Below are 21,479 nucleotides of genomic sequence, written 5' to 3' on the forward strand. Positions count from 1 at the left end.
CTGGGCAAGCCAGCAGCCGAGTCGGACGTCTGGAAGGCACCGGATGAGGGTGACAGGGTGTGATGTTCTTCGCGGCTAAATCACCTCAAAAGGGATGATCACCCCTGGAAACGGTACTCCTCAAGGAGTCGGCGCCCGATGATCATTTTCTGGATCTCGGCGGTACCTTCACCGATCAGCAGCATCGGTGCCTCCCGGTAGAGGCGCTCGATCTCGTACTCCTTGGAGAAGCCGTAGCCGCCGTGGATACGGAAGGCGTCCTCGACGACTTCCTTGCAGTATTCGGAGGCGAGGTACTTCGCCATCCCTGCCTCCAGGTCGTTTCGCTCCCCGGAGTCCTTTTTGCGTGCCGCGTTCACCATCATGGCATGGGCCGCTTCGACCTTGGTGGCCATTTCGGCCAGCTTGAACTGGATCGCCTGGTGCTGGGCGATCGGCTTTCCGAAGGTCTGCCGCTGCTGCGCGTAGGAAACGCCCAGTTCGAACGCACGCTGCGCGACACCGCAGCCACGGGCGGCGACATTCACCCGTCCCACCTCGACGCCGTCCATCATTTGGTAAAACCCTCGGCCGGTGACCCCGCCCAGGACGCGATTGGCCGGAATGCGCAGTCCGTCCATCACCAGCTCGGTGGTGTCGACGCCCTTGTACCCCATCTTGTCGATCTTCCCGGGGATGGTGAGGCCTGGCCGGACCTCGCCGAAGCCCGGTTCCTTCTCCACCAGGAAGGTCGTCATCGACTTGTGCGGGGCCGTCCCCTCGGGGTGGCCTTCGTCACTGCGGCACAGCACCGCCACGAGCGAGGAGGTGCCGCCGTTCGTCAGCCACATCTTCTGGCCGTTGAGGACGTACTCCTCGCCGTCCCTGACGCCCTTGGAGCTGATCGCCGACACGTCGGAGCCCAGCGCCGGCTCCGACATCGAGAAGGCCCCGCGGACCTCGCCCAGCGCCATCCGCGGCAGGAAGGTGTCCTTCTGCTCCTGGGTGCCGTGCTGCTTGAGCATGTACGCCACGATGAAGTGCGTGTTGATGATCCCGGAGACGCTCATCCAGCCGCGGGCGATCTCCTCCACGCAGAGCGCGTAGGTGAGGAGCGACTCGCCCAGGCCTCCGTACTCCTCGGGAATCATCAGGCCGAACAGTCCGAGCTCCTTGAGCCCCTCGACGATCTCCGTGGGGTACTCGTCGCGGTGCTCCAGCGCCGTCGCGACCGGAATGATCTCCTTGTCGACGAAATCCCGGACCGTGGAGAGGATCTCCCGCTGGACCTCGGTGAGCCCGGCCGTCTGGGCGAGTCGCGTCATGGCTACTTCTCCACGTTCTTCTGCGAGGGCTGGTTCAGCTCCGGGCGGCCGGGCTGCTCGCCGCCCCGCTCCTTGATGTACGTCGCGGTGGGGACCATGACCTTGCGGCGGAACACGCAGACCAGCGTGCCGTCCTGCTTGTATCCCCTGGTCTCCACGTGGACGATGCCGCGGTCGTTCTTCGACCTGGACGGGGTCTTGTCGAGCACCGTCGTCTCGCCGTAGATCGTGTCGCCGTGGAAGGTCGGCGCCACGTGCTTCAGCGACTCGACCTCCAGATTGGCGATGGCCTTGCCGGAGACGTCGGGGACCGACATCCCGAGCAGTAGCGAGTAGATGTAGTTGCCGACGACGACGTTCTTGCCGAAGTCGGTCGTCCGCTCCGCGTAGTTGCTGTCCATGTGCAGCGGGTGATGGTTCATGGTCAGCAGGCAGAAGAGGTGGTCGTCGTACTCGGTGACCGTCTTGCCGGGCCAGTGCTTGTAGACCGCGCCGACCTCGAACTCCTCGTAGGTGCGTCCGAACTGCATGATCAGGCCTCCGGCGCTTCGAACTTCGAGGTGCGCTGCATCCCGGCCGCGCGTCCCTTGCCCGCCACCACCAGGGCCATCTTGCGGCTGGCCTCGTCGATCATCTCGTCGCCGAGCATCGCGGAGCCCTTCTTGCCGCCCTCCTCGGAGGTGCACCAGTCGTAGGCGTCGAGGATCATCTCGGCGTGGTCGTAGTCCTCCTGCGAGGGCGAGAAGACCTCGTTGGCCGCGTCGACCTGGCCGGGGTGCAGCACCCACTTGCCGTCGAAGCCGAGCGCCGCGGCACGGCCGGCCACCTCGCGGTAGGCGTCCACGTCGCGGATCTGGAGGAAGGGGCCGTCGATCGCCTGGAGGTCGTGGGCGCGGGCCGCCATCAGGATGCGCATGAGGATGTAGTGGTACGCGTCCGCCGGGTAGCCGGGCGGCTGCTGGCCGACGACCAGGGTCTTCATGTTGATCGACGCCATGAAGTCGGCCGGGCCGAAGATCAGCGTCTCCAGGCGCGGGGACGCGGCGGCGATGTCGTCGATGTTGACGAGGCCCTTGGCGTTCTCGATCTGCGCCTCGATGCCGATCCGCCCGGCCTCGAAGCCCATCGTCTTCTCGATCTGGGTCAGCAGCAGGTCCAGCGCCACGACCTGCTGGGCGTCCTGGACCTTCGGCAGCATGATGCAGTCGAGGTTCGGGCCCGCGCCCTCGACGACCGTGATCACATCGCGGTACGTCCAGTGGGTCGTCCAGTCGTTGACCCGCACCACCCGGGTCTTGCCCGTCCAGTCGCCGTTGTTCAGCGCGTCCACGATGTGGTGGCGGGCGCTCTCCTTGACGAGCGGGGCGCAGGCGTCCTCCAGGTCCAGGAAGACCTGGTCGGCGGGGAGGCCCTGGGCCTTCTCCAGGAACCGCGGGTTCGAGCCGGGCACGGCCAGGCACGAGCGGCGGGGGCGCAGTCGGTTGACGGCAGTCATGCGGGGACCTCCAGAGGGTCGAGCTTGTTCGCTTTCCGGATCTCGTCGACGATACGGCCGATGATCTCCGTGATACCGAAGTCCTTCGGGGTGAACACGGCGGCGACACCGGCGCCCATCAGGGCCTCGGCGTCGGCGGGCGGAATGATCCCGCCCGCGATCACCGGGATGTCGCCCGCCCCGGTGCGGCGCAGCCGGGTCAGTACGTCCGGCACCAGCTCGGCGTGCGAACCGGACAGGATCGACAGACCGACGCAGTGCACGTCCTCGGCCACGGCGGCCGAGACGATCTGTTCGGGGGTGAGGCGGATGCCCTGGTAGACGACCTCGAAGCCGGCGTCGCGGGCGCGTACGGCGATCTGCTCGGCGCCGTTGGAGTGCCCGTCCAGGCCCGGCTTGCCCACGAGGAGCCTCAGCCGGCCCGCGCCCAGCTCCTCGGCGGTCCTGGCCACCTTCTCGCGGACCAGCGCCAGCGGGGAGCCCGCCTCGGCCGGCACCGCGACCGGGGCCGAGGACACCCCGGTCGGCGCCCGGAACTCGCCGAAGACATCGCGCAGCGCCCAGGACCACTCACCGGTGGTGACGCCCGCGCGGGCGCACTCCAGGGTGGCCTCCATCAGGTTCCCGGTGCCCGCCGCGTCCTTCTTCAGCGCGGCCAGCGCCTCGGTGGCCCGGGGCTCGTCGCGGTTGTCGCGCCATGCGTGGAGCGCGGTGACGACCTTGGCCTCGTTCGCCGGGTCGACGGTCATGATCGCCCCGTCGAGGTCGGCGGTGAGCGGACTGGGCTCGGTCGTCCCGTAGACGTTGACGCCGACGATCTTCTCCTCGCCCGCCTCGATCCGGGCCCGCCGCTCGGCGTGCGAGGAGACCAGCTCCGACTTGAGGTAGCCGGACTCGACGGCCGCCATCGCGCCGCCCATCTGCTCGATCCGGTCCATCTCGGCCAGCGCGTCGCCGACCAGCTCGTCGACCTTGGCCTCGACGACGTGCGAACCGGCGAAGATGTCCTCGTACTCCAGCAGATCGCTCTCGTGGGCCAGCACCTGCTGGATGCGCAGCGACCACTGCTGGTCCCAGGGCCGGGGCAGGCCCAGCGCCTCGTTCCAGGCGGGCAGCTGCACCGCGCGGGCGCGGGCGTCCTTGGAGAGGGTGACGGCCAGCATCTCCAGGACGATGCGCTGGACGTTGTTCTCCGGCTGCGCCTCGGTCAGTCCGAGCGAGTTGACCTGGACGCCGTAGCGGAACCGGCGCTGCTTGGGGTCGGTGATGCCGTAGCGCTCCCGGGTGATGCGGTCCCAGAGGCGGCCGAAGGCCCGCATCTTGCACATCTCCTCGATGAAGCGGACGCCCGCGTTCACGAAGAACGAGATCCGGGCGACCACATCGCCGAACTTCTCCTCCGGCACCTGGCCGGAGTCGCGGACCGCGTCGAGCACGGCGACCGCCGTCGACAGGGCGTACGCGATCTCCTGGACCGGGGTCGCCCCCGCCTCCTGGAGGTGGTAGCTGCAGATGTTGATCGGGTTCCACTTGGGGATCCGGCCGACCGCGTACGTGATCATGTCGGTGGTCAGCCGGAGGGAGGGGCCCGGCGGGAAGACGTGCGTCCCGCGCGAGAGGTACTCCTTGACGATGTCGTTCTGGGTGGTGCCCTGGAGCTTCGCGGGGTCGGCGCCCTGCTCCTCGGCGACGACCTGGTAGAGCGCCAGCAGCCACATGGCGGTGGCGTTGATCGTCATCGAGGTGTTCATCTGCTCCAGGGGGATGTCCTGGAACAGCCGGCGCATGTCGCCGAGGTGCGAGACGGGCACCCCGACCCGGCCGACCTCGCCGCGCGCGAGGACGTGGTCGGGGTCGTAGCCGGTCTGGGTCGGCAGGTCGAAGGCGACCGACAGACCCGTCTGGCCCTTGGCGAGGTTGCGCCGGTACAGCTCGTTGGACGCCTCGGCGGTGGAGTGGCCGGCGTACGTCCGCATGAGCCAGGGGCGGTCCTTCTGGCGGCCGGCCATGTCAGACGTTCCTGAATCGGTTGATGGCGTCGATGTGCCGCGCCCGCATCTCCGCGTCGCGCACGCCCATGCCCTCCTGCGGGGCCAGCGCCAGGATGCCGACCTTGCCCTGGTGGAGGTTGCGGTGCACGTCGTACGCGGCCTGGCCGGTGTCCTCCAGGGAGTAGACCTTCGACAGCGTCGGGTGGATCTTCCCCTTGGCGACGAGGCGGTTGGCCTCCCACGCCTCGCGGTAGTTGGCGAAGTGCGAGCCGATGATCCGCTTCAGCGACATCCACAGGTAGCGGTTGTCGTACTCGTGGTGGTAGCCGGAGGTGGAGGCGCAGGTGACGATCGTGCCGCCCTTGCGGGTGACGTAGACGCTGGCGCCGAAGGTCTCGCGGCCCGGGTGCTCGAAGACGATGTCCACGTCCTCGCCGCCGGTCAGTTCGCGGATGCGCTTGCCGAAGCGCTTCCACTCGCGCGGGTCCTGCTCGTGCTCGTCCTTCCAGAACCGGTAGCCCTCGGCGTTGCGGTCGATGATCGCCTCGGCGCCCATGGCGCGGCAGATGTCCGCCTTCTCCGGGCTGGAGACCACACAGATCGGGTTGGCGCCGCCGGCCAGCGCGAACTGCGTGGCGTAGGAGCCGAGTCCGCCGCTGGCGCCCCAGATGAGGACGTTGTCGCCCTGCTTCATCCCGGCGCCGTTGCGGGAGACGAGCTGGCGGTACGCGGTGGAGTTGACCAGGCCCGGTGCCGCCGCCTCCTCCCAGCTCAGGTGGTCGGGCTTCGGCATCAGCTGGTTGGACTTCACGAGTGCGAGCTCTGCCAGACCGCCGAAGTTGGTCTCGAAGCCCCAGATGCGCTGCTCGGGGTCGAGCATCGTGTCGTTGTGACCGTCGGAGGACTCCAGCTCGACGGAGAGGCAGTGCGCGACGACCTCGTCACCGGGCTTCCAGGCGTTGACGCCGGGGCCGGTGCGCAGGACGACGCCCGCCAGGTCGGAGCCGATGACGTGGTAGGGCAGGTCGTGGCGCTTGGTGAGCTCGCTGAGCCGTCCGTACCGCTCCAGGAAGCCGAAGGTGGAGACCGGCTCGAAGATCGAGGTCCAGACGGAGTTGTAGTTCACCGAACTGGCCATGACGGCGACCAGGGCCTCGCCGGGGCCGAGTTCGGGGACCGGCACCTCGTCGAGGTGGAGGGAGGTGCGCGGGTCCTTGTCGCGGGATTCGAGGCCGGCGAACATGTCCGCCTCGTCCTTGTGCACGGTCACCGCGCGGTACGACTCGGGAACGGACAGGGCCGCGAAATCTGCGGCGGTGCTGTCCTCGGACTGGATCGCGTCCAGGATTTCCTTCACGGTGTGCCTCCGGCGGTGCGGCGTTCGACGGAACGCTTGAGGGACCTGCTGGGCAGGGGGAGTGGTGGGGCGTGGAGGTGTGCCGTCGGTTCGGCGGGTGGTGCTCGGCTGGGTCGCTCTGTGGAGCGGAAGGGCTCGCCTGTGACGCAGGCGTCCGGGCGCACGGGCACCTGGCCCGCGGGGACAGCCGGCGTACGCGAGGTCTCGCTGCGCCGGCCGCCCGGACGCCTTCAACGTATGGCACTCCGTGACAGCTGACAAGGCACTGCGTGCCAGGAATTTCCCTCAATTGTCATTCGCCTGCCACGCATGAGCAACAGGAGGGTCGGTCTGATGCGATATGCCCCGTTACGGGTGGTCAGGCGGAGGGACGGTAGACGTACGGGGTCGTCGTGCCCAGGGCCGTGAAGCCGAGGCGCTGGAGAATGGGCCGGCTGTTCTCGGTGGCGTCGACCTGGAGATACCGGAAGCCGCGCGCGGCGGCGATCCGGGCGCGGAAGGCCACCAGCGCCCGGTAGAGGCCCCGGCCGCGCCACTCCTCGACCGTTCCCCCGCCCCACAGCCCGGCGAAGCCGGTGCCCGGGTACAGCTCCATCCGGGCCGAGGAGACCGGCTCCCCGTCCGCCAGGGCCACCACCGCCACGATGTGCTCCGGATCCTCGCGGAGCCGGGCCACGAGCTGCCGCCGCAGCCGCTCCCCGTCGTCGCCGAAGGCCCGCTCGTGGACGCGCGACATCAGCGCGGCACCGGCCTCGTCGCGCACCGTGAGCAGCCGGACGCCGTCGGGGAGCGTGGCGTCCGTCGCCAGTTCCGCGACCGGCGCCACGAGCAGCGTCTCGGGCTCCTCCGGCACGAAACCGGCCGCCCGCAGCCGGTCGCCCAGATCGGCCGGCCGGTCGTGCGCGTACAGCTTCCACTCGAAGGAGTCGTACCCGTGCGCCGCGCAGTGCGCCACCTGCGCGGCGATCGCCGCGTCGGCGCGGGCCGCGTCCAGGTCCGGCGCCGACCAGACGACCCCGTTCCAGTCGTCGGCGGAGCCGACCTGGCGTACGACGTCGGCGGTGCGCTCCACGCGGACCCCGGGGCCGTCGGGGCGGGCGTGCTCACGCATCGCGCGGTCGAAGACGGCGAGCAGGTCGGCCGCACCGGCGGCGGGTCGCATGTCCATCCGCCCACCCCAGCACCGCGCGGCGGCCCCGGCAATCGGGTTTCGGCCCGCTCAGCGCTCCCCGAGGGCCTGCTGGATGGTGCGCATCACTTCGTCCAGCGGGGCGTCGGTCCGGGCCACGGCCACCAGGACCTCGCCCTCCGTGCTCACCGAGGCGGCCGGCCTGACGGGCTCGGCCGCGGCCTTCCGGCCGGCGCCGATCCCCGTGCCGAAGGTGTCCCGGACGATGGCGAAGGCCTGGTCGAGCTGGGCCTCCACATCGCCCCGGCCGTCGGCGCGCAGCCAGCGGCGCAGCACATGGTTGTGCGCGGTGACCACGGCGGAGGCGGCGACCTCGGCCAGCAGCGGATCGTCGTTGCCGGCCTGGTGGTCGCGCTCGTCGAAATGGCCCAGGAGATAGCGGGTGAACAGCCGCTCGTAGCGGGCCACCGAGGCGATCTCGGCCTGGCGCAGGGTGGGCACCTCGCGGGTCAGCTTGTAGCGGGCCACCGAGACGGCCGGCTTCGCCGCGTACATCCGCATGACTTCCTTGATGCCGCGGCAGACCGTGTCGAGCGGATGCTCGTGCGCGGGTGCGGCGTTGAGGACGGCCTCGGCCCGTACGAGGGTGTCGTCGTGGTCCGGGAAGATCGCCTCTTCCTTGGAGCGGAAGTGCCGGAAGAAGGTCCGCCGGGCGACGCCCGCCGCGCCCGCGATCTCGTCGACGGTGGTCGCCTCGTACCCCTTCGTGGCGAAGAGCTCCATGGCCGCGGCGGCCAGTTCGCGGCGCATTTTGAGCCGTTGGGCGGCGGCGCGGGTGCCCGCGGCACTCTCCGGGACGTCGGGCGCGGCGGACACACGGGGGGACCTGGCGGGCTGGGACATGGTGTGAACGTACTGCATCGGTCCCGGGGAGCGCGCCTGCGGGGGCGGGCCGCCCGGGGGTCCGAGCAGCCCGCCCCAGCCGGCCCCGGGGTCAGCGCCGGGCATATTCGCGGAAGCCGCGGCCCGTCTTGCGGCCGAGGCAGCCCGCGGCCACCAGATGCTCCAGGAGCGGGGCGGGCGCCAGGCCCGGATCGCGGAACTCGCCGTGCAGCACCTTCTCGATGGCGAGCGAGACATCGAGACCGACGACGTCCAGCAGTTCGAAGGGACCCATCGGGTAGCCGCCGCCCAGCTTCATCGCGGCGTCGATGTCGTCGAGGCTGGCGTAGTGCTCCTCGACCATCTTGACGGCGTTGTTCAGATACGGGAAGAGCAGTGCGTTCACGATGAACCCGGCCCGGTCCCCGCAGTCCACCGGGTGCTTGCGGACCTTCGCGCAGACCTCGCGGACCGTGGCGTGGACGTCGTCGGCGGTGAGCACCGTGCGGACGACCTCGACCAGCTTCATCGCCGGGGCCGGGTTGAAGAAGTGCATCCCGATGACGTCCTCGGGCCGCGTGGTGGCGCGGGCGATCGAGACGACGGGCAGCGAGGAGGTGGTGGTGGCGAGCACCGCGCCCGGCCGGCACACCTTGTCCAGCGCGGCGAAGAGCTGCCGCTTGACCGCCAGGTCCTCGGCGACCGCCTCCACGGCCAGGTCGACCTCGGCGAAGGCGTCCAGCGAGCCCGCCGGGACGATACGGGCCAGCGTCTCGTCCCGCGCCTCGGCCGTCAGCCGGCCCTTGGCGACCGAACGCTCCAGGGACTTCGCGATGCGGGCCTTGGCGGTGTCCGCCTTCTCCTGGCCGCGCGCGGCCAGCACCACGTCGTATCCGGCCTTGGCGAAGACCTCCGCGATGCCCGAGGCCATCGTCCCGGAGCCCGCGACGCCCACCGAGCGCACCGTGCGGCCGGCGTCCGCCGCGCGGTCCGGCGCCGGGGTGAGCGCGTCCGGCACCACGTCCGGGCTGCCCGGCTCCGCGTAGGTGTAGAAGCCGCGGCCCGCCTTGCGGCCGGTCAGTCCGGCCTCGCTGAGCTGGCCGAGGACGGGGGCGGGGGCGTGCAGCCGGTCGTGCGAGGAGGAGTACATCGCCTCCAGCACCGTGCGCGCCGTGTCGATGCCGATCAGGTCCAGCAGGGCGAGCGGCCCCATCGGAAGACCGCAGCCGAGCTTCATCGCGGCGTCGATGTCCTCGCGCGAGGCGTAGTTCGCCTCGTACATGGCGGCGGCCTGGTTGAGGTAGCCGAAGAGCAGCCCGTCGGCGACGAAGCCGGGACGGTCGCCGACCGCGACGGGCTCCTTGCCGAGCTGCCGGGCGAGCGCCGTGACGGCCTCGACGGCGGGCGGCGCGGTCAGCACCGAGGAGACCACCTCGACCAGCTTCATCGCCGGGGCCGGGTTGAAGAAGTGCAGCCCGAGGACGCGCTCGGGGTGCTGCGACTCGGCCGCCAGCCGGGTCACGGACAGGGCGTTGGTGCCGGTGGCCAGGATCGTGGCCGGGGCGACGACCGCGTCCAGCTCCCGGAAGACCTGCTGCTTGAGCTCGTAGTTCTCCGGCACGACCTCGATCACCAGCTCCGCGTCCGCGGCGGCCTGGAGATCGGAGAAGGTGCGGAACCGGGCGAGGGCGTCGCGCCGTTCCCGCTCGGTGATCCGCTCGCGCCGCACGGCACGGGCGGTGGCGGCCTCCAGGGAGGCGACGGCCTGCCGGGCCGCCTCCTCGCTGACGTCGATGCCGATGACCTCGTGGCCGGCGCAGGTCAGGACCTCGGCGATGCCGGTGCCCATCGTGCCGAGGCCGACGACGGCAATGGTGCTGAAGGGGGTGTCCATCACGGGACTCCAGGGATGAGTGACGACTGGGGGACGCGGGGCCGATGAGAGGGGGCGCGGAGCCCGACCGGCGCGCGGGAAATACCTGTCGTGGTGCTCGGGCCCGTACGCACACGGCGCACACGACCCGCGAGGGCGACGGACCCTGTCCCGGAGTCACGTCTCGCAAAACTGCCGAACCGACCAACACTCCGGACGGCTGCGTCACCAGGCCACCGGAGCAAGCGGGGAGTGTGTCCCGCTCACATGAGATTAACCGACGGGTAATGAGCGCGCCAGCCCCTCTCTTCTGTGGCCCCCCTCACAGACGCCGCCCCCGTCGGCACCCTGCGTGCCCGGCGATACGCTGAGCGTCATGGATGAGGAGTTCCGCTCACTGGCGCACCGACTGGCGGACGAGGCGGGGGAGTCGGCGGCCTACCACCGGCTGCTGGCCACCGAGGACGACGAGGAGCTGGCCCTGGTCCTCGTCGAGCGCGAACGCCCGCTCTGGGCCCGCGAGATCGCGGCGTTCCGGCTGGGCTGCGGCGGCGACCGCCGCGCCTTCGAGACCCTGGTGCTGCTGCTCAACCACCGCGATCCGGAACGCTGCGTCGCCGCCGCCCACGCCCTGGCCCGCCTCGGCGACCCCCGCACCCCCCGCGCGGCCGCCGCGCTCGCCACCAACTCCCTGCGCACCGCCTACGCCCTGCACCCGGTCCGCCTGCTCACCGCGCTGCGCGCCCCCGAGTCCGCCCCCGCCCTGATGGCCACGCTCTCCCGGCTGCTGGCCCCCGACGAGCCCCACTGGCGGGTGGCCCTGGCCTGCGTCGAGGGCCTGGGCGAGCTGGGCGACGTCCGGGCCCGCCCGGTCCTGGAGGCGGCCCTGCCCCATCCGCGGCTGGGCTCCGCCGCCACGGCCGCGCTCGGCCGGCTCCCGGCACGGTGAAGGGGGGCGGGTCGCCCCGCCCCCCTTCACCGGAAGGTCCCGTGCCGTCTCAGCGCCGGAAGCCGAGCAGTCCGTGCAGGACGCTCCCCCGTCCGCTCTCCTCCGAACGTGCCGCGGGCCGCGCCGACTTGGCGCTCGCGGGCTTCGGGTCGGGCGTCTTCGCGCAGACCGCGTCGGCGTCGCCGGCCCTGCCCCGGGGCACCGTGCCCGTGGCCAGGTAGTCCGTCAGATAGCGGTCCAGGCAGTCGTTGCCGCTGAGCGTGATGCCGTGGTTGCCGCCGCCCTGTTCGACGACGAGGCTGGAGCCCTTGAGCTTGCGGTGCAGGGTGACACCGCCCTCGTACGGGGTGGCCGCGTCGTCCGTCGCCTGGAAGAGGAGGGCCGGGGGCAGCGAGCGGTTGGAGACCCGGACCGGGTTCAGCGGCTCCACCGGCCAGTCGGCGCACGGGGCGTTGTACCAGGTGTTGCCCCAGGCCATGAACGGTGCCTTGGCGTGGATCCGGACGGTGTCGTTGCGCCAGACGTTCCAGTCGCGCGGCCACCGGGCGTCCCGGCACTGCACGGCCGTGTAGACCGCGTATCCGTTGTCGCCCTCGGCGTCGACCGCGCCGAACCGCTCGAACGCCTTGACCAGGGCCTTCTCGTCCTTGTCGTGCACATAGGCGGCGAACGCGGTGGCCAGCGTGGGCCAGTAGCCGTTGTAGTAGCCGCCGGGCAGGAAGGTGTCGTCCAGCTCGCCCGGTCCGACCTTCCCGCCCGCCGGGTGCTTCGCGACCGCGTCCCGCATCCGGTACCAGGCCCGCTCGACCCCGGCCGGGTCGGTGCCGAGCCCGTAGGCGTCGTCGTGCGTCGCGACCCAGGCGGCGAACGCCTTGTGCCGGGCGTCGAACGCGTAGTCCTGCTCCAGGTTGTCGTCGTACCAGACCCCGTCCGGGTCCACGTTGGAGTCGAGGACCAGCCGCCGCACCCGCTCCGGGAACAGCTTGGCGTAGACCGCGCCGAGATAGGTGCCGTAGGAGTAGCCGAAGTAGTTCAGCTGCCGGGCGCCGGTCGCGCGCCGGATCACATCGAGGTCCTTGGCCGCGCTCACGGTGTCCATGTACGGGAGCAGGTCCGGGTACTTCTTCCCGCAGGTGGCGGCGAAGTCGCGGGCGCGGTTGCGGTTGACCCGCTCGTCCAGGAGGGAGTGCGGCACCGGGTCGGGGCGCACCGGGTCGAAGTACCGGGGCACGCAGTCCAGGGCGGGCCGGCTCCGGCCGACGCCCCGCGGGTCGAAGCCGATCACGTCGTACTGCGCGGCCACCGCCTCGGGCAGCGCGGAGGCGACGAAGCCCGCCATCGACAGACCGCTGCCGCCCGGCCCGCCCGGATTGACCAGCAGCGGGCCCTGGAAGGTCTTCGCGGTGTGCGGCACCCGGGTCAGCGCGAGGGTGACCGTGCGGCCCGTGGGATCGTCGTGGTCGAGCGGGGAGCGCACCGTGGCGCACTGGAGCGTCGGGGTGGACGCGGTGCCGCAGTCGGTCCACTTGAGCGCGGCGCGGTCGCCGGAGCCGGCGCTCGCCGTGGCCGGGGCGGCGGTCACCAGACCGGCGACCGTCGCCCCGACGGCGAGGAGCATTCCTGGGCGGGTTCCTGAACGGTTCGTCATAAGGGCCTTCCGTGACGGGGAGCACGGCTGCGCGCGACGCAGCCCCGGCCGCATGCTCCCCGCATTCGGGGTCGGAAGGACCTGTTCCGGTGAGAGATGACCCGTTTGCCCGCGCATGCGCCGGTACATGCGCCGGGACGGCGGCTCCGGTCAGAGGAGCGTGAGCTGGGTCGGGCCCGGAGCGCCGGCCGGCCCGGAACCCGGGGCCCCGCGCCGGGGGAGCGCCCGGGGCGTGCCCCGGTGGGAGGGGCCGATGCCGTACTCGGCGGCGAGTTCATGGACGAGCCGGGTGATGCGGCGCTGGTACCAGGTGGGGGCGTACGCCCCGTCCGCGTACAGCCGTTCGTACCGTCCCACCAGCCCCGGGTGGTGCCGGCCCAGCCACTCCATGAACCACTCCCGGGCGCCCGGCCGCAGATGCAGGACGAGCGGGGTGACCGAGGTGGCCCCGGCGGCGGCGATCGCGCGGACGGTCTCGCGCAGCTGCTCCGGGCGGTCGCCGAGGTAGGGGATCACCGGGGCCATCAGCACCCCGCAGCCGATGCCGTGCTCGCCGAGCGTCCGGACGACGTCGAGGCGGCGCTCGGGGGCGGGGGTGCCGGGCTCCACCGTGCGCCACAGCTCCGGGTCGGTGAAGCCCACCGAGACCGAGACCCCGACCTCGGTGACCTCGGCGGCCTGCCGCAGCAGCTCCAGGTCGCGCAGGATCAGCGTGCCCTTGGTGAGGATCGAGAACGGGTTGGCGTGGTCGCGCAGGGCGGCCAGGATGCCGGGCATCAGCCGGTAGCGGCCCTCCGCCCGCTGGTAGCAGTCGACATTGGTGCCCATCGCGACGTGCGCCCCGTGCCAGCGCGGCGAGGCGATCTCGCGGCGGACCAGTTCGGGCGCGTTGACCTTGACGACGATCTGCGAGTCGAAGCCGAGCCCGGTGTCGAGGTCGAGATAGCTGTGGGTCTTGCGGGCGAAGCAGTAGACGCAGGCGTGCGAGCAGCCCCGGTACGGGTTCACCGTCCATTCGAACGGCATCCGCGAGGCCCCGGGCACCCGGTTCACGATCGAACGGGCCCGGACCTCGTGGAAGGTGATCCCCCTGAACTCCGGGGTGTCGAAGGTCCTGGTGGTCACCGCGTCGGCGGCGAAGAGCGCACCCGCACCGGTCGCGGGCTCGCCGTCGTTGTTCTCGGCCAGATGGTCCCAGCGCATGGACGCCTCCTCGGTAGCACTGACCCGAGAATAGAACACTTGTTCCCTTGATCGTTTTCTCCCCTTCGTCCCGGACCGGATTTTGAGCCCGGCGGCCGAGGTGGTTGGCTCAGCAGCACCCGGAACAACCGAGTGCTGGAGGAGCAGGCATGGCGCAGGTCGAGGCCACGACGGAGCGGATCATCGCGGCGGACGCGGAGGCGGTGTTCGACGCGCTGGCCGACTACAAGGACGTGCGCGGCAAGGTGCTGCCCGGCCACTTCAGCGAGTACGAGGTGCGCGAGGGCGGAGACGGCGAGGGCACCCTGGTGCACTGGAAGCTCCAGGCCACCAGCAAGCGGGTGCGCGACTGCCTGCTGGAGGTCAGCGAGCCGAGCGACGGGCAGCTCGTCGAGAAGGACCGCAACTCCTCGATGGTCACCACCTGGACCGTCACCCCGGCCGGTGAGGGCCGCTCCAAGGCCGTCGTCTCCACCGTCTGGAACGGGGCCGGCGGCATCGGCGGATTCTTCGAGAAGACCTTCGCCCCCAAGGGACTTGGGCGCATCTACGACGAACTCCTCGCCAATCTCGCCGCCGAGGTCGAGAAGTAGTCCCCGGACCCGCTCCGCGGCCTCACCGGTTCGGGTGGTCTTTCCGGACGGCCGGTGGTGCGCCGTAGTGGCTCCGACCGGGGATTAAGCCCCGGAGTGCGCCGTCGGCGCCCCCTCGTCGCGTTTGCCCTCGCTTGTCATGCAATGCGAGAAATGTGCGGCAGCGCGACGAGGGGAGCGGCACGTGGTGGGTGGCATCACTCTGGTGAAGGACGAGCCGGACGGGACGGACGGCACCGGAGGACCGCCCGGGGCGGCCGCGCCACCGCCTCCCGGCACCACCCGCGAACCGGCCGTCCGGGCCGCGCCCGCCGGGGCGGTGACCGATCCCCGCCGGATCCGGCTCGTCTTCGTCGGGCTGATGCTCACGCTCCTGCTCGCCGCGCTCGACCAGATGATCGTCGCGACCGCGCTCCCGAAGATCGTCGGCGAACTGCACGGCCTGGAGAAGATGTCCTGGGCGGTCACCGCCTATCTCCTCGCCTCGACCATCGGACTGCCGGTCTACGGCAAGCTCGGCGACCTCTTCGGACGCAAGGGCGTCTTCCAGTTCGCGATCGTCACCTTCGTCATCGGCTCCGCGCTGGCCGGCTGGTCGCGCACCATGGACGAACTCATCGCCTTCCGCGCCCTCCAGGGCGTCGGCGGCGGCGGGCTGATGATCGGCGTGCAGGCGATCATCGCCGACGTCGTGCCGCCCCGCGAACGCGGCCGGTTCATGGGCCTGATCGGGGCCGCCTTCGGCCTCGCCTCCGTGGCCGGCCCGCTGCTCGGCGGCTTCTTCACCGATCACGCCTCCTGGCGCTGGTGCTTCTACATCAACGTGCCGTTCGGGCTGGTCACCCTGGCCGTCATCACCGTCGTGCTGAAACTCCCGAAGCCGGCCGTCCGGCCCCGCCTCGACATCCTCGGCGCGATCCTGCTGGCCGCCGCCTCCACCTGTCTGGTCCTGCTGACCAGCTGGGGCGGGACCGAGTACGCCTGGGGCTCCGCCACCATCCTGGGCCTGGCCGCCGGAGCTGCCGGAACGACTCTGCTGTTCGTCGCCGTCGAGCACCGCGCGCCCGAACCCATCATCCCGCTGCGGCTGTTCCGCGACTCGATCTTCAACGTCACCGCCCTGGTCGGCGCGGTGGTCGGCGTCGCGCTGTTCGGCGCCGCCTCGTATCTGCCGACCTTCCTCCAGATGGTCGACGGGGCCACCGCCACCGAGTCCGGGCTGCTGATGCTCCCGATGATGGGCGGCATCGTCGGCGCCTCCGTCGTCTCCGGCCAGCTCATCTCCCGCACCGGGCGCTACCGGATCTACCCGATCGCCGGCAGCGCGGTCTCCGCCCTCGGCATGTGGCTGCTCTCCCGGCTGGAGACGGACACCCCGCGCCTCGAATACAGCATCGCCCAGGCCGTCCTGGGCCTCGGCATCGGGCTGATCATGCCGGTCCTCGTCCTCGCCGTGCAGAACTCCGTACGCCCCGCCGACCTCGGCACCGCGACCAGCGCCAACAACTACTTCCGGCAGATCGGCGGCAGCGTCGGCGCCGCCGTGTTCGGCACCCTCTTCGCCGGCCGGCTGGCCGACGCGCTCGCCGTACGGCTGCCCACCGGCAGCGATCTGCCCGACCCCGAATCGATCACGCCGCAACTGGTCCACGCGATGGACCCCGCGCTGCGCGACGCCTACATCCGGGCCTACGCCGACGCCATGCCCCGGATCTTCCTCTACCTCGTGCCGGTGCTCGTGCTCGGCCTGGTCCTCGCCTTCTTCCTCAAGGAGAAACCCCTGGTGTCCCACCACAGCCCCGAAACCGAAGCCGAGCCCGCGACGATCCCCTCCGCCCGCACCGACCGGTCCACCCCCGCCCCGGTCCCCGTCCACCCCGGCGGCGTCCCGGTCTGCGGAGCCGTCCAGCACCCCGACGGCACGAAGGTGCCCCGCGCCGCCCTCACCCTGATCGACGTCCAGGGCCGGCAGGTCGGCCGGGGCGCCAGCGGCGACGACGGGCGGTACGCGCTCAGCGCGCCCGGCGCCGGATCGTACGTCCTCATCGCCGCGGCCGGCGGGCACCAGCCGCAGGCCGTCAGCGTCACCGTCGGCGAACGCCCCGTCGACCTCGACGTGGTGCTCGGCGGCGCCGGACGCCTGGCCGGGACCGTGCTGACGGCGGACGGCGTCCCCGTGCGCGACGCCTCCGTCACCCTCACCGACGTCCGCGGCGAGGTCGTCGCCTCCACCCGCAGCGGACGCGAGGGCGGCTATGTGATCGGCGAACTGGTCGCGGGGGAGTACACCCTCGCCGCCTCCGCGCCCGCCTTCCGCCCCGCCGCGCTGCCCGTCAGCGTCCAGGCGGCCAGGGAGACCCGGCAGGACATCGAACTCGCGGGCGGCGCCGTGCTGCGCGGCATCGTCCGGGCGACCGGCGGACGCCCCGTCGAGGACGCCCGGGTGACCCTCCTGGACGCCGCCGGCAATGTCGTCGACACCCAGACCACCGGCCCCGACGGGGCGTTCCGCTTCGTCGACCTGTCCACCGGCGAGTACACCGTGATCGCCGCCGGCTACCCGCCGGTCGCCACCGTCCTCCAGGTCGCCGGCGGCGGACGCACCGAACGCGACCTCCAGCTCGGCCACGAGGACTGAGACCTGTCCGGACCGGAGCCCTCCACGGCGGCTCCGGTCCGGAAGCGCCGCCCCGGCCCCACGCCTCAGCGGCCGGTGTCCTCCCGGACCAGCGCCATCAGCGCCCGCGCCCCCGGACTCATCGCCTGCGCCTCCGGAAGCACCATCACGCTCTCGTACGACGGCCGGTCCGCCCCGTCCAGCGCGACCGCCGCCAGCCCCCGGGCCTCCGGCTTGCGGGCGAAGTGGTGCGGGACCACCGCGATCCCGAGCCCCTCGTGGACCAGCTCCAGCAGACTGTGCACATCACTGACCTCCAGGGCCACCGTGCGCCGCACCCCGGCGGCGGCGAACGCCGCGTCGGCCGCGCGCCTCGGCCCGAAGTCCGGATGGAAGTCGATGAACCCCTCCTCCGGCAGGCCGCCCCATCCGGCACGCTCCGCCGACGCCAGCCGGTGGTCCGGCGCGCAGAGCAGCACCAGCGGCTCCGTGGCGAGCGGCACCAGCTCGCCCCGCCACTCGCCCCGGGCGACCCCGGAGGCGAAGGCGATGTCCAGCCGCCCGCCCGCCACCCCCTCGACCAGATGCGTCGTCCCCTCCTGGCGGAGCCGGATCTCCATCTGCGGATGGGCGCGGTGGAACGCCGCGAGCAGCCGGGGCAGCCGCACCCCCGCCACGCACTGCTCCACGCCCACCGACAGGGTGCCGCGCAGCAGCCCCCGGACCGCGTCGACCGCGTCCCGGGCCGCCCGTGCGCCCGCCAGCGTGCGCTCCGCCTCCACCAGCAGGGCGCGCCCCGCCTCGGTCAGCCGCACCCGGCGGGTGGTCCGGCTGAACAGCGGGGTGCGCAGCTCCTGTTCCAGCGCCCGGACCGAGGCCGAGAGCCCGGACTGCGAGACGGCGACGCGCTCGGCGGCCCGGGTGAAATGCTGCTCGCGGGCGACCGCGACGAAATGCTCCAGCTGGCGCAACTCCATGATTGAGAAATATAGGCGCTGAATCCCAGCGGAATCTCCTGTTGGACCGCTGGATCGATGTGCGCGAGCCTGGATCCCGCATCCCCGTCCGGGCCGACGCCGCAACGCGCCCCGCGACCCCGTACCCCTTCGCTGTGGAGCCCCGCATGTACATCCCGTCCGCCGGCCGCTACCAGGACATGCCCTACCGGCGCACCGGGCGCAGCGGTCTGAAGCTGCCCGCCCTCTCGCTCGGCCTGTGGCACAACTTCGGCGGCGACCGGACACCGGAGTCCCAGGGCCGGATCCTGCGCCGCGCGTTCGACCTCGGCATCACCCACTTCGACCTCGCGAACAACTACGGCCCGCCGCCCGGCTCCGCCGAGACCACGATGGGCCGGGCCCTGGCCACGGACTTCGCCCGCCACCGGGACGAGATCGTCGTCTCCACCAAGGCCGGCTATCTGATGTGGGACGGCCCGTACGGGGAGTGGGGATCGCGCAAGAACCTGCTCGCCTCGCTGGACCGGAGCTTGGAGCGGCTCGGCCTCGACTACGTCGACATCTTCTACTCGCACCGGCCCGACCCCGAGACCCCGCTCGAAGAGACCATGGGAGCCCTGGACGCGGCGGTGCGCCGGGGCAAGGCGCTGTACGTCGGCATCTCCAACTACTCCGCCGAGCAGACCCGCGAGGCCGCCCGCATCCTCAACGAGCTGGGCACCCCGCTCCTCATCCACCAGCCCCGCTACTCGATGCTCGACCGCCGGCCCGAGGACGGGCTGCTCACCGCCCTCGACGAACTGGGCGTCGGCTCCATCGCCTACTCGCCGCTGGAGCAGGGCATCCTCTCCGACCGCTATCTGCGCGGCATCCCCGAGGGCTCCCGCGCCGCCGGCAGCAGCCCCTTCCTGTCGGCCGAGGCGGTCACCCCGGACCTGGTCGAACGGCTCCGGGAACTGGACCGGCTGGCCGCCGCCCGGGGGCAGTCGCTCGCCCAGATGGCCCTCGCCTGGGTGCTGCGCGGCGGCCGGGTCACCTCCGCCGTCGTCGGCGCGAGCAGCGTCGCCCAGCTGGAGAACAGCGTCGAGGCCGTGCGCAACCTGGAGTTCGACGCCAAGGAGCTCACCGCGATCGACAGGCTCCTCAAGGGCGCCCGGCGCCGCTGAGGGCGATGCCGTTCCGGGGGATGCGGCCCCGCCCGCATCCCCCGTCAGAGGCATGGACCTGTGGCGGGCACACCACCTCTGGCCTGCGCGTTCGGTGACGCGTACCGTGTGGCCGCATGAAGATCCTCGTCAGCGCCGACATGGAAGGCGCCACCGGTGTGACCTGGCCGGCCGATGTGCTGCCCGGCACCCCGCAGTGGGAGCGGTGCCGCTCCCTGTTCACCTCCGACGTCAACGCCGCCGCCCTCGGCTTCTTCGACGGGGGAGCCGACGAGGTGCTGATCAACGAGGCGCACTGGACCATGCGCAACCTGCTCCTGGAGAAGCTGGACGACCGCGTCCAGATGCTCACCGGCAAGCACAAGTCGCTCAGCATGGTCGAGGGCATCCAGCACGGCGACGTGGACGCGGTCGCCTTCGTCGGCTACCACACCGGTGCCGGTACGGAGGGCGTCCTCGCCCACACCTATCTCGCCAACTCCATCACCGGGGTCTGGCTGAACGGCGTCCGGGCCAGCGAGGGGCTGCTCAACGCCCATGTGGCCGCCGAGTACGGCGTACCCGTCGTCCTCGTCACCGGGGACGACCTCACCTGCGTGGACGCCGAGGGGTACGCCCCGGACGCCCGCAAGGTCGCCGTCAAGGACTATGTGTCGCGCTACGCGGCGGTCTGCCGCACCCCGGCGCGCACCGCCGCCGACATCCGCGAGGCCGCCGCGCGGGCCGTGCCCCTGGCCGGGCGGTACACCCCGGTGGAGGGCGGTCCGTTCACCGTGGAGCTGGAGTTCGACGCCGAGCACCTGGCCGCCGCCGCGACCGTCGTCCCCGGCGTCGCGGTCGGCGGTGAGAGGCGTGTCTCGTACACCAGCGCGACGATGTACGAAGGAATCCGCACGTTCAAGGCGGTCACGACCCTCGTGTCGTCCGCCGTGGAGGAGCAGTATGGCTGAGGCGAGCATCCGGCACGACGGCGGCGACGGCGTCGGTATCGACGGCACCGCGCTCGACGAGGTGGTGACGTTCACCTCCGAACTGATCCGCATCGACACGACCAACCGGGGCGGCGGCGACTGCCGCGAACGCCCGGCCGCCGAGTACGTCGCCGAGCGGCTGGCCGGTGCCGGGCTCGAACCGGCGATGCTGGAACGCACCCCCGGACGCACCAACGTCGTCGCCCGGATCCCCGGCACCGATCCCTCCGCCGACGCCCTGCTCGTCCACGGACACCTGGACGTGGTGCCCGCCGAGGCCGCCGACTGGAGCGTCGACCCGTTCTCCGGCGAGGTCCGCGACGGCGTCGTCTGGGGCCGGGGCGCCATCGACATGAAGAACATGGACGCGATGGTCCTCGCCGTCGCCCGCTTCTGGGCCCGGTCCGGCATCCGCCCCCGGCGCGACATCGTCATCGCGTACACCGCCGACGAGGAGGCCAGCGCCGAGGACGGCTCCGAGTTCCTCGCCGAGCGGCACGCCGCGCTCTTCGACGGATGCACCGAAGGCATCAGCGAGTCCGGGGCGTTCACCTTCCACGCCGGACCCGATATGCCGCTCTACCCGATCGCGGCCGGCGAACGCGGCACCGGATGGCTCAAGCTCACCGCCCACGGCAAGGCCGGGCACGGCTCCAAGGTCAACCACGCCAACGCCGTCAGCGCCCTGGCCGCCGCCGTCGCCCGGATCGGCGAGTACGACTGGCCGGTCCGCCTCACCCCGACGGTCCGCGCCGCCCTCACCGAGATCGCCGCCCTGCACGGCATCCACCCCGACCTCGACGCCCCCGGCTTCGACGTGGACGAACTCCTCGGCAAGCTCGGCCCGGCCGCCGACCTGGTCGCCCCGACCGTCCGCAACAGCTCCAACCCCACGATGCTGGAGGCCGGTTACAAGGTCAACGTGATCCCGGGGCACGCCACCGCGTACATCGACGGCCGGATGGTCCCCGGCGGCGAGGAGGAGTTCCACGCCACCCTCGACCGGCTCACCGGACCCTCGGTCGACTGGGAGTTCCACCACCGCGAGGTGCCCCTCACGGCCCCCGTCGACTCGCCGACCTTCGCCAAACTGCGGGCCGCCGTCGAACGCTTCGACCCGGACGGGCACACCGTGCCGTACTCCATGTCCGGCGGCACGGACGCCAAGCAGTTCTCCCGGCTCGGCATCACCGGCTACGGCTTCTCCCCGCTGAAACTGCCCTTCGGCTTCGACTACCAGGCCCTCTTCCACGGCGTCGACGAACGCGTCCCCGTGGACGCGCTGCACTTCGGCGTCCGGGTCCTGGACCACTATCTGCGCACCGCCTGAACCGTTCGGGGG

The 21,479-nt window shown here is 71.7% G+C and carries 17 protein-coding genes; 6 read left to right on the top strand and 11 right to left on the bottom strand.

Annotated elements, in window-relative coordinates; all coding sequences use genetic code 11:
* Positions 1-98 precede the first annotated feature (98 nt).
* The 8 genes from ACZ4FH_RS13675 to ACZ4FH_RS13710 all read right to left on the bottom strand — a co-directional run bounded on the left by ACZ4FH_RS13675 (position 99) and on the right by ACZ4FH_RS13710 (position 10,052).
* The gene (locus ACZ4FH_RS13675) at positions 99-1,304 is read right to left on the bottom strand and encodes an acyl-CoA dehydrogenase family protein (RefSeq protein ID WP_383638910.1); all 1,206 of its coding nucleotides are present in this window, start codon (positions 1,302-1,304) and stop codon (positions 99-101) included.
* A 2-nt stretch (positions 1,305-1,306) separates the two neighbouring features.
* On the bottom strand, positions 1,307-1,834 hold the full coding sequence (locus ACZ4FH_RS13680; protein ID WP_467304537.1) for a MaoC family dehydratase: 528 nt from the start codon (positions 1,832-1,834) through the stop codon (positions 1,307-1,309).
* 2 nt (positions 1,835-1,836) lie between these two features.
* Positions 1,837-2,799: an HpcH/HpaI aldolase/citrate lyase family protein gene (locus ACZ4FH_RS13685; RefSeq protein WP_467304539.1), complete on the bottom strand. Its 963-nt coding sequence runs from the start codon at positions 2,797-2,799 to the stop codon at positions 1,837-1,839.
* Positions 2,796-4,808 carry a protein meaA gene (locus tag ACZ4FH_RS13690; protein ID WP_467304541.1) on the bottom strand — a complete coding sequence of 671 codons (2,013 nt, stop codon included), beginning with the start codon at positions 4,806-4,808 and terminating at the stop codon, positions 2,796-2,798. The genes ACZ4FH_RS13685 and ACZ4FH_RS13690 overlap by 4 nt, the downstream gene beginning before the upstream one ends.
* Before the next feature lies 1 nt (position 4,809).
* Positions 4,810-6,147: a crotonyl-CoA carboxylase/reductase gene (gene ccrA / locus ACZ4FH_RS13695; protein WP_467304543.1), complete on the bottom strand. Its 1,338-nt coding sequence runs from the start codon at positions 6,145-6,147 to the stop codon at positions 4,810-4,812.
* Between the two features lie 358 nt (positions 6,148-6,505).
* Entirely contained in the window at positions 6,506-7,309 is an 804-nt protein-coding gene (locus tag ACZ4FH_RS13700; RefSeq protein ID WP_467304912.1) for a GNAT family N-acetyltransferase, read from the bottom strand.
* 57 nt (positions 7,310-7,366) lie between these two features.
* On the bottom strand, positions 7,367-8,179 hold the full coding sequence (locus ACZ4FH_RS13705; protein ID WP_383638891.1) for a TetR family transcriptional regulator: 813 nt from the start codon (positions 8,177-8,179) through the stop codon (positions 7,367-7,369).
* Positions 8,180-8,270: 91 nt separating this feature from the next.
* On the bottom strand, positions 8,271-10,052 hold the full coding sequence (locus tag ACZ4FH_RS13710; RefSeq protein WP_467304545.1) for a 3-hydroxyacyl-CoA dehydrogenase family protein: 1,782 nt from the start codon (positions 10,050-10,052) through the stop codon (positions 8,271-8,273).
* A 355-nt stretch (positions 10,053-10,407) separates the two neighbouring features.
* On the opposite strand from ACZ4FH_RS13710, the gene ACZ4FH_RS13715 reads away from it, so the two are divergent.
* A complete protein-coding gene (locus ACZ4FH_RS13715) occupies positions 10,408-10,980 on the top strand; it encodes an adenylosuccinate lyase (RefSeq protein WP_467304546.1) in 573 nt (190 codons plus the stop codon).
* Between the two features lie 49 nt (positions 10,981-11,029).
* Here ACZ4FH_RS13715 and ACZ4FH_RS13720 read toward each other — a convergent pair whose 3' ends face one another.
* Positions 11,030-12,598 (bottom strand): alpha/beta hydrolase, encoded by a 1,569-nt coding sequence (locus tag ACZ4FH_RS13720; protein WP_467304548.1) that lies wholly within the window; start codon positions 12,596-12,598, stop codon positions 11,030-11,032.
* Positions 12,599-12,778: 180 nt separating this feature from the next.
* Positions 12,779-13,831, bottom strand: coding sequence for an Rv2578c family radical SAM protein (locus ACZ4FH_RS13725; protein ID WP_467304550.1), 1,053 nt, complete (start codon positions 13,829-13,831; stop codon positions 12,779-12,781).
* Between the two features lie 149 nt (positions 13,832-13,980).
* Here ACZ4FH_RS13725 and ACZ4FH_RS13730 point away from each other — a divergent pair, with 149 nt between their 5' ends.
* Positions 13,981-14,424 (top strand): SRPBCC family protein, encoded by a 444-nt coding sequence (locus tag ACZ4FH_RS13730; protein WP_385112660.1) that lies wholly within the window; start codon positions 13,981-13,983, stop codon positions 14,422-14,424.
* A gap of 184 nt (positions 14,425-14,608) precedes the next feature.
* Positions 14,609-17,062, top strand: a complete 2,454-nt coding sequence (locus tag ACZ4FH_RS13735) for an MFS transporter (protein ID WP_467304552.1) — start codon at positions 14,609-14,611, stop codon at positions 17,060-17,062.
* Positions 17,063-17,127: 65 nt separating this feature from the next.
* On the opposite strand, the gene ACZ4FH_RS13740 is transcribed toward ACZ4FH_RS13735, so the two are convergent.
* Positions 17,128-18,018 carry a LysR family transcriptional regulator gene (locus ACZ4FH_RS13740; RefSeq protein WP_467304554.1) on the bottom strand — a complete coding sequence of 297 codons (891 nt, stop codon included), beginning with the start codon at positions 18,016-18,018 and terminating at the stop codon, positions 17,128-17,130.
* 146 nt (positions 18,019-18,164) lie between these two features.
* On the opposite strand from ACZ4FH_RS13740, the gene ACZ4FH_RS13745 reads away from it, so the two are divergent.
* The 3 genes from ACZ4FH_RS13745 to ACZ4FH_RS13755 all read left to right on the top strand — a co-directional run bounded on the left by ACZ4FH_RS13745 (position 18,165) and on the right by ACZ4FH_RS13755 (position 21,467).
* On the top strand, positions 18,165-19,166 hold the full coding sequence (locus ACZ4FH_RS13745; protein WP_467304556.1) for an aldo/keto reductase: 1,002 nt from the start codon (positions 18,165-18,167) through the stop codon (positions 19,164-19,166).
* 116 nt (positions 19,167-19,282) lie between these two features.
* Positions 19,283-20,116 carry a M55 family metallopeptidase gene (locus ACZ4FH_RS13750; protein WP_467304557.1) on the top strand — a complete coding sequence of 278 codons (834 nt, stop codon included), beginning with the start codon at positions 19,283-19,285 and terminating at the stop codon, positions 20,114-20,116.
* Positions 20,109-21,467, top strand: coding sequence for a M20/M25/M40 family metallo-hydrolase (locus ACZ4FH_RS13755; RefSeq protein WP_467304559.1), 1,359 nt, complete (start codon positions 20,109-20,111; stop codon positions 21,465-21,467). The genes ACZ4FH_RS13750 and ACZ4FH_RS13755 overlap by 8 nt, the downstream gene beginning before the upstream one ends.
* Positions 21,468-21,479 lie beyond the last annotated feature (12 nt).

Source organism: Streptomyces sp. NPDC024555 (assembly GCF_055559335.1).

Bases quoted from the DNA above. Each gene is read 5' to 3' on its own strand.
- ACZ4FH_RS13715 (WP_467304546.1), top strand. From the start codon at position 10,408: ATGGATGAGGAGTTCCGCTCACTGGCGCACCGACTGGCGGACGAGGCG.
- ACZ4FH_RS13745 (WP_467304556.1), top strand. From the start codon at position 18,165: ATGTACATCCCGTCCGCCGGCCGCTACCAGGACATGCCCTACCGGCGC.
- ACZ4FH_RS13710 (WP_467304545.1), bottom strand. From the start codon at position 10,052: ATGGACACCCCCTTCAGCACCATTGCCGTCGTCGGCCTCGGCACGATG.
- ACZ4FH_RS13730 (WP_385112660.1), top strand. From the start codon at position 13,981: ATGGCGCAGGTCGAGGCCACGACGGAGCGGATCATCGCGGCGGACGCG.
- ACZ4FH_RS13700 (WP_467304912.1), bottom strand. From the start codon at position 7,309: ATGCGACCCGCCGCCGGTGCGGCCGACCTGCTCGCCGTCTTCGACCGC.
- ACZ4FH_RS13755 (WP_467304559.1), top strand. From the start codon at position 20,109: ATGGCTGAGGCGAGCATCCGGCACGACGGCGGCGACGGCGTCGGTATC.
- ACZ4FH_RS13685 (WP_467304539.1), bottom strand. From the start codon at position 2,799: ATGACTGCCGTCAACCGACTGCGCCCCCGCCGCTCGTGCCTGGCCGTG.
- ACZ4FH_RS13675 (WP_383638910.1), bottom strand. From the start codon at position 1,304: ATGACGCGACTCGCCCAGACGGCCGGGCTCACCGAGGTCCAGCGGGAG.
- ACZ4FH_RS13725 (WP_467304550.1), bottom strand. From the start codon at position 13,831: ATGCGCTGGGACCATCTGGCCGAGAACAACGACGGCGAGCCCGCGACC.
- ACZ4FH_RS13720 (WP_467304548.1), bottom strand. From the start codon at position 12,598: ATGCTCCTCGCCGTCGGGGCGACGGTCGCCGGTCTGGTGACCGCCGCC.
- ACZ4FH_RS13690 (WP_467304541.1), bottom strand. From the start codon at position 4,808: ATGGCCGGCCGCCAGAAGGACCGCCCCTGGCTCATGCGGACGTACGCC.
- ACZ4FH_RS13680 (WP_467304537.1), bottom strand. From the start codon at position 1,834: ATGCAGTTCGGACGCACCTACGAGGAGTTCGAGGTCGGCGCGGTCTAC.
- ACZ4FH_RS13740 (WP_467304554.1), bottom strand. From the start codon at position 18,018: ATGGAGTTGCGCCAGCTGGAGCATTTCGTCGCGGTCGCCCGCGAGCAG.
- ACZ4FH_RS13750 (WP_467304557.1), top strand. From the start codon at position 19,283: ATGAAGATCCTCGTCAGCGCCGACATGGAAGGCGCCACCGGTGTGACC.
- ACZ4FH_RS13705 (WP_383638891.1), bottom strand. From the start codon at position 8,179: ATGTCCCAGCCCGCCAGGTCCCCCCGTGTGTCCGCCGCGCCCGACGTC.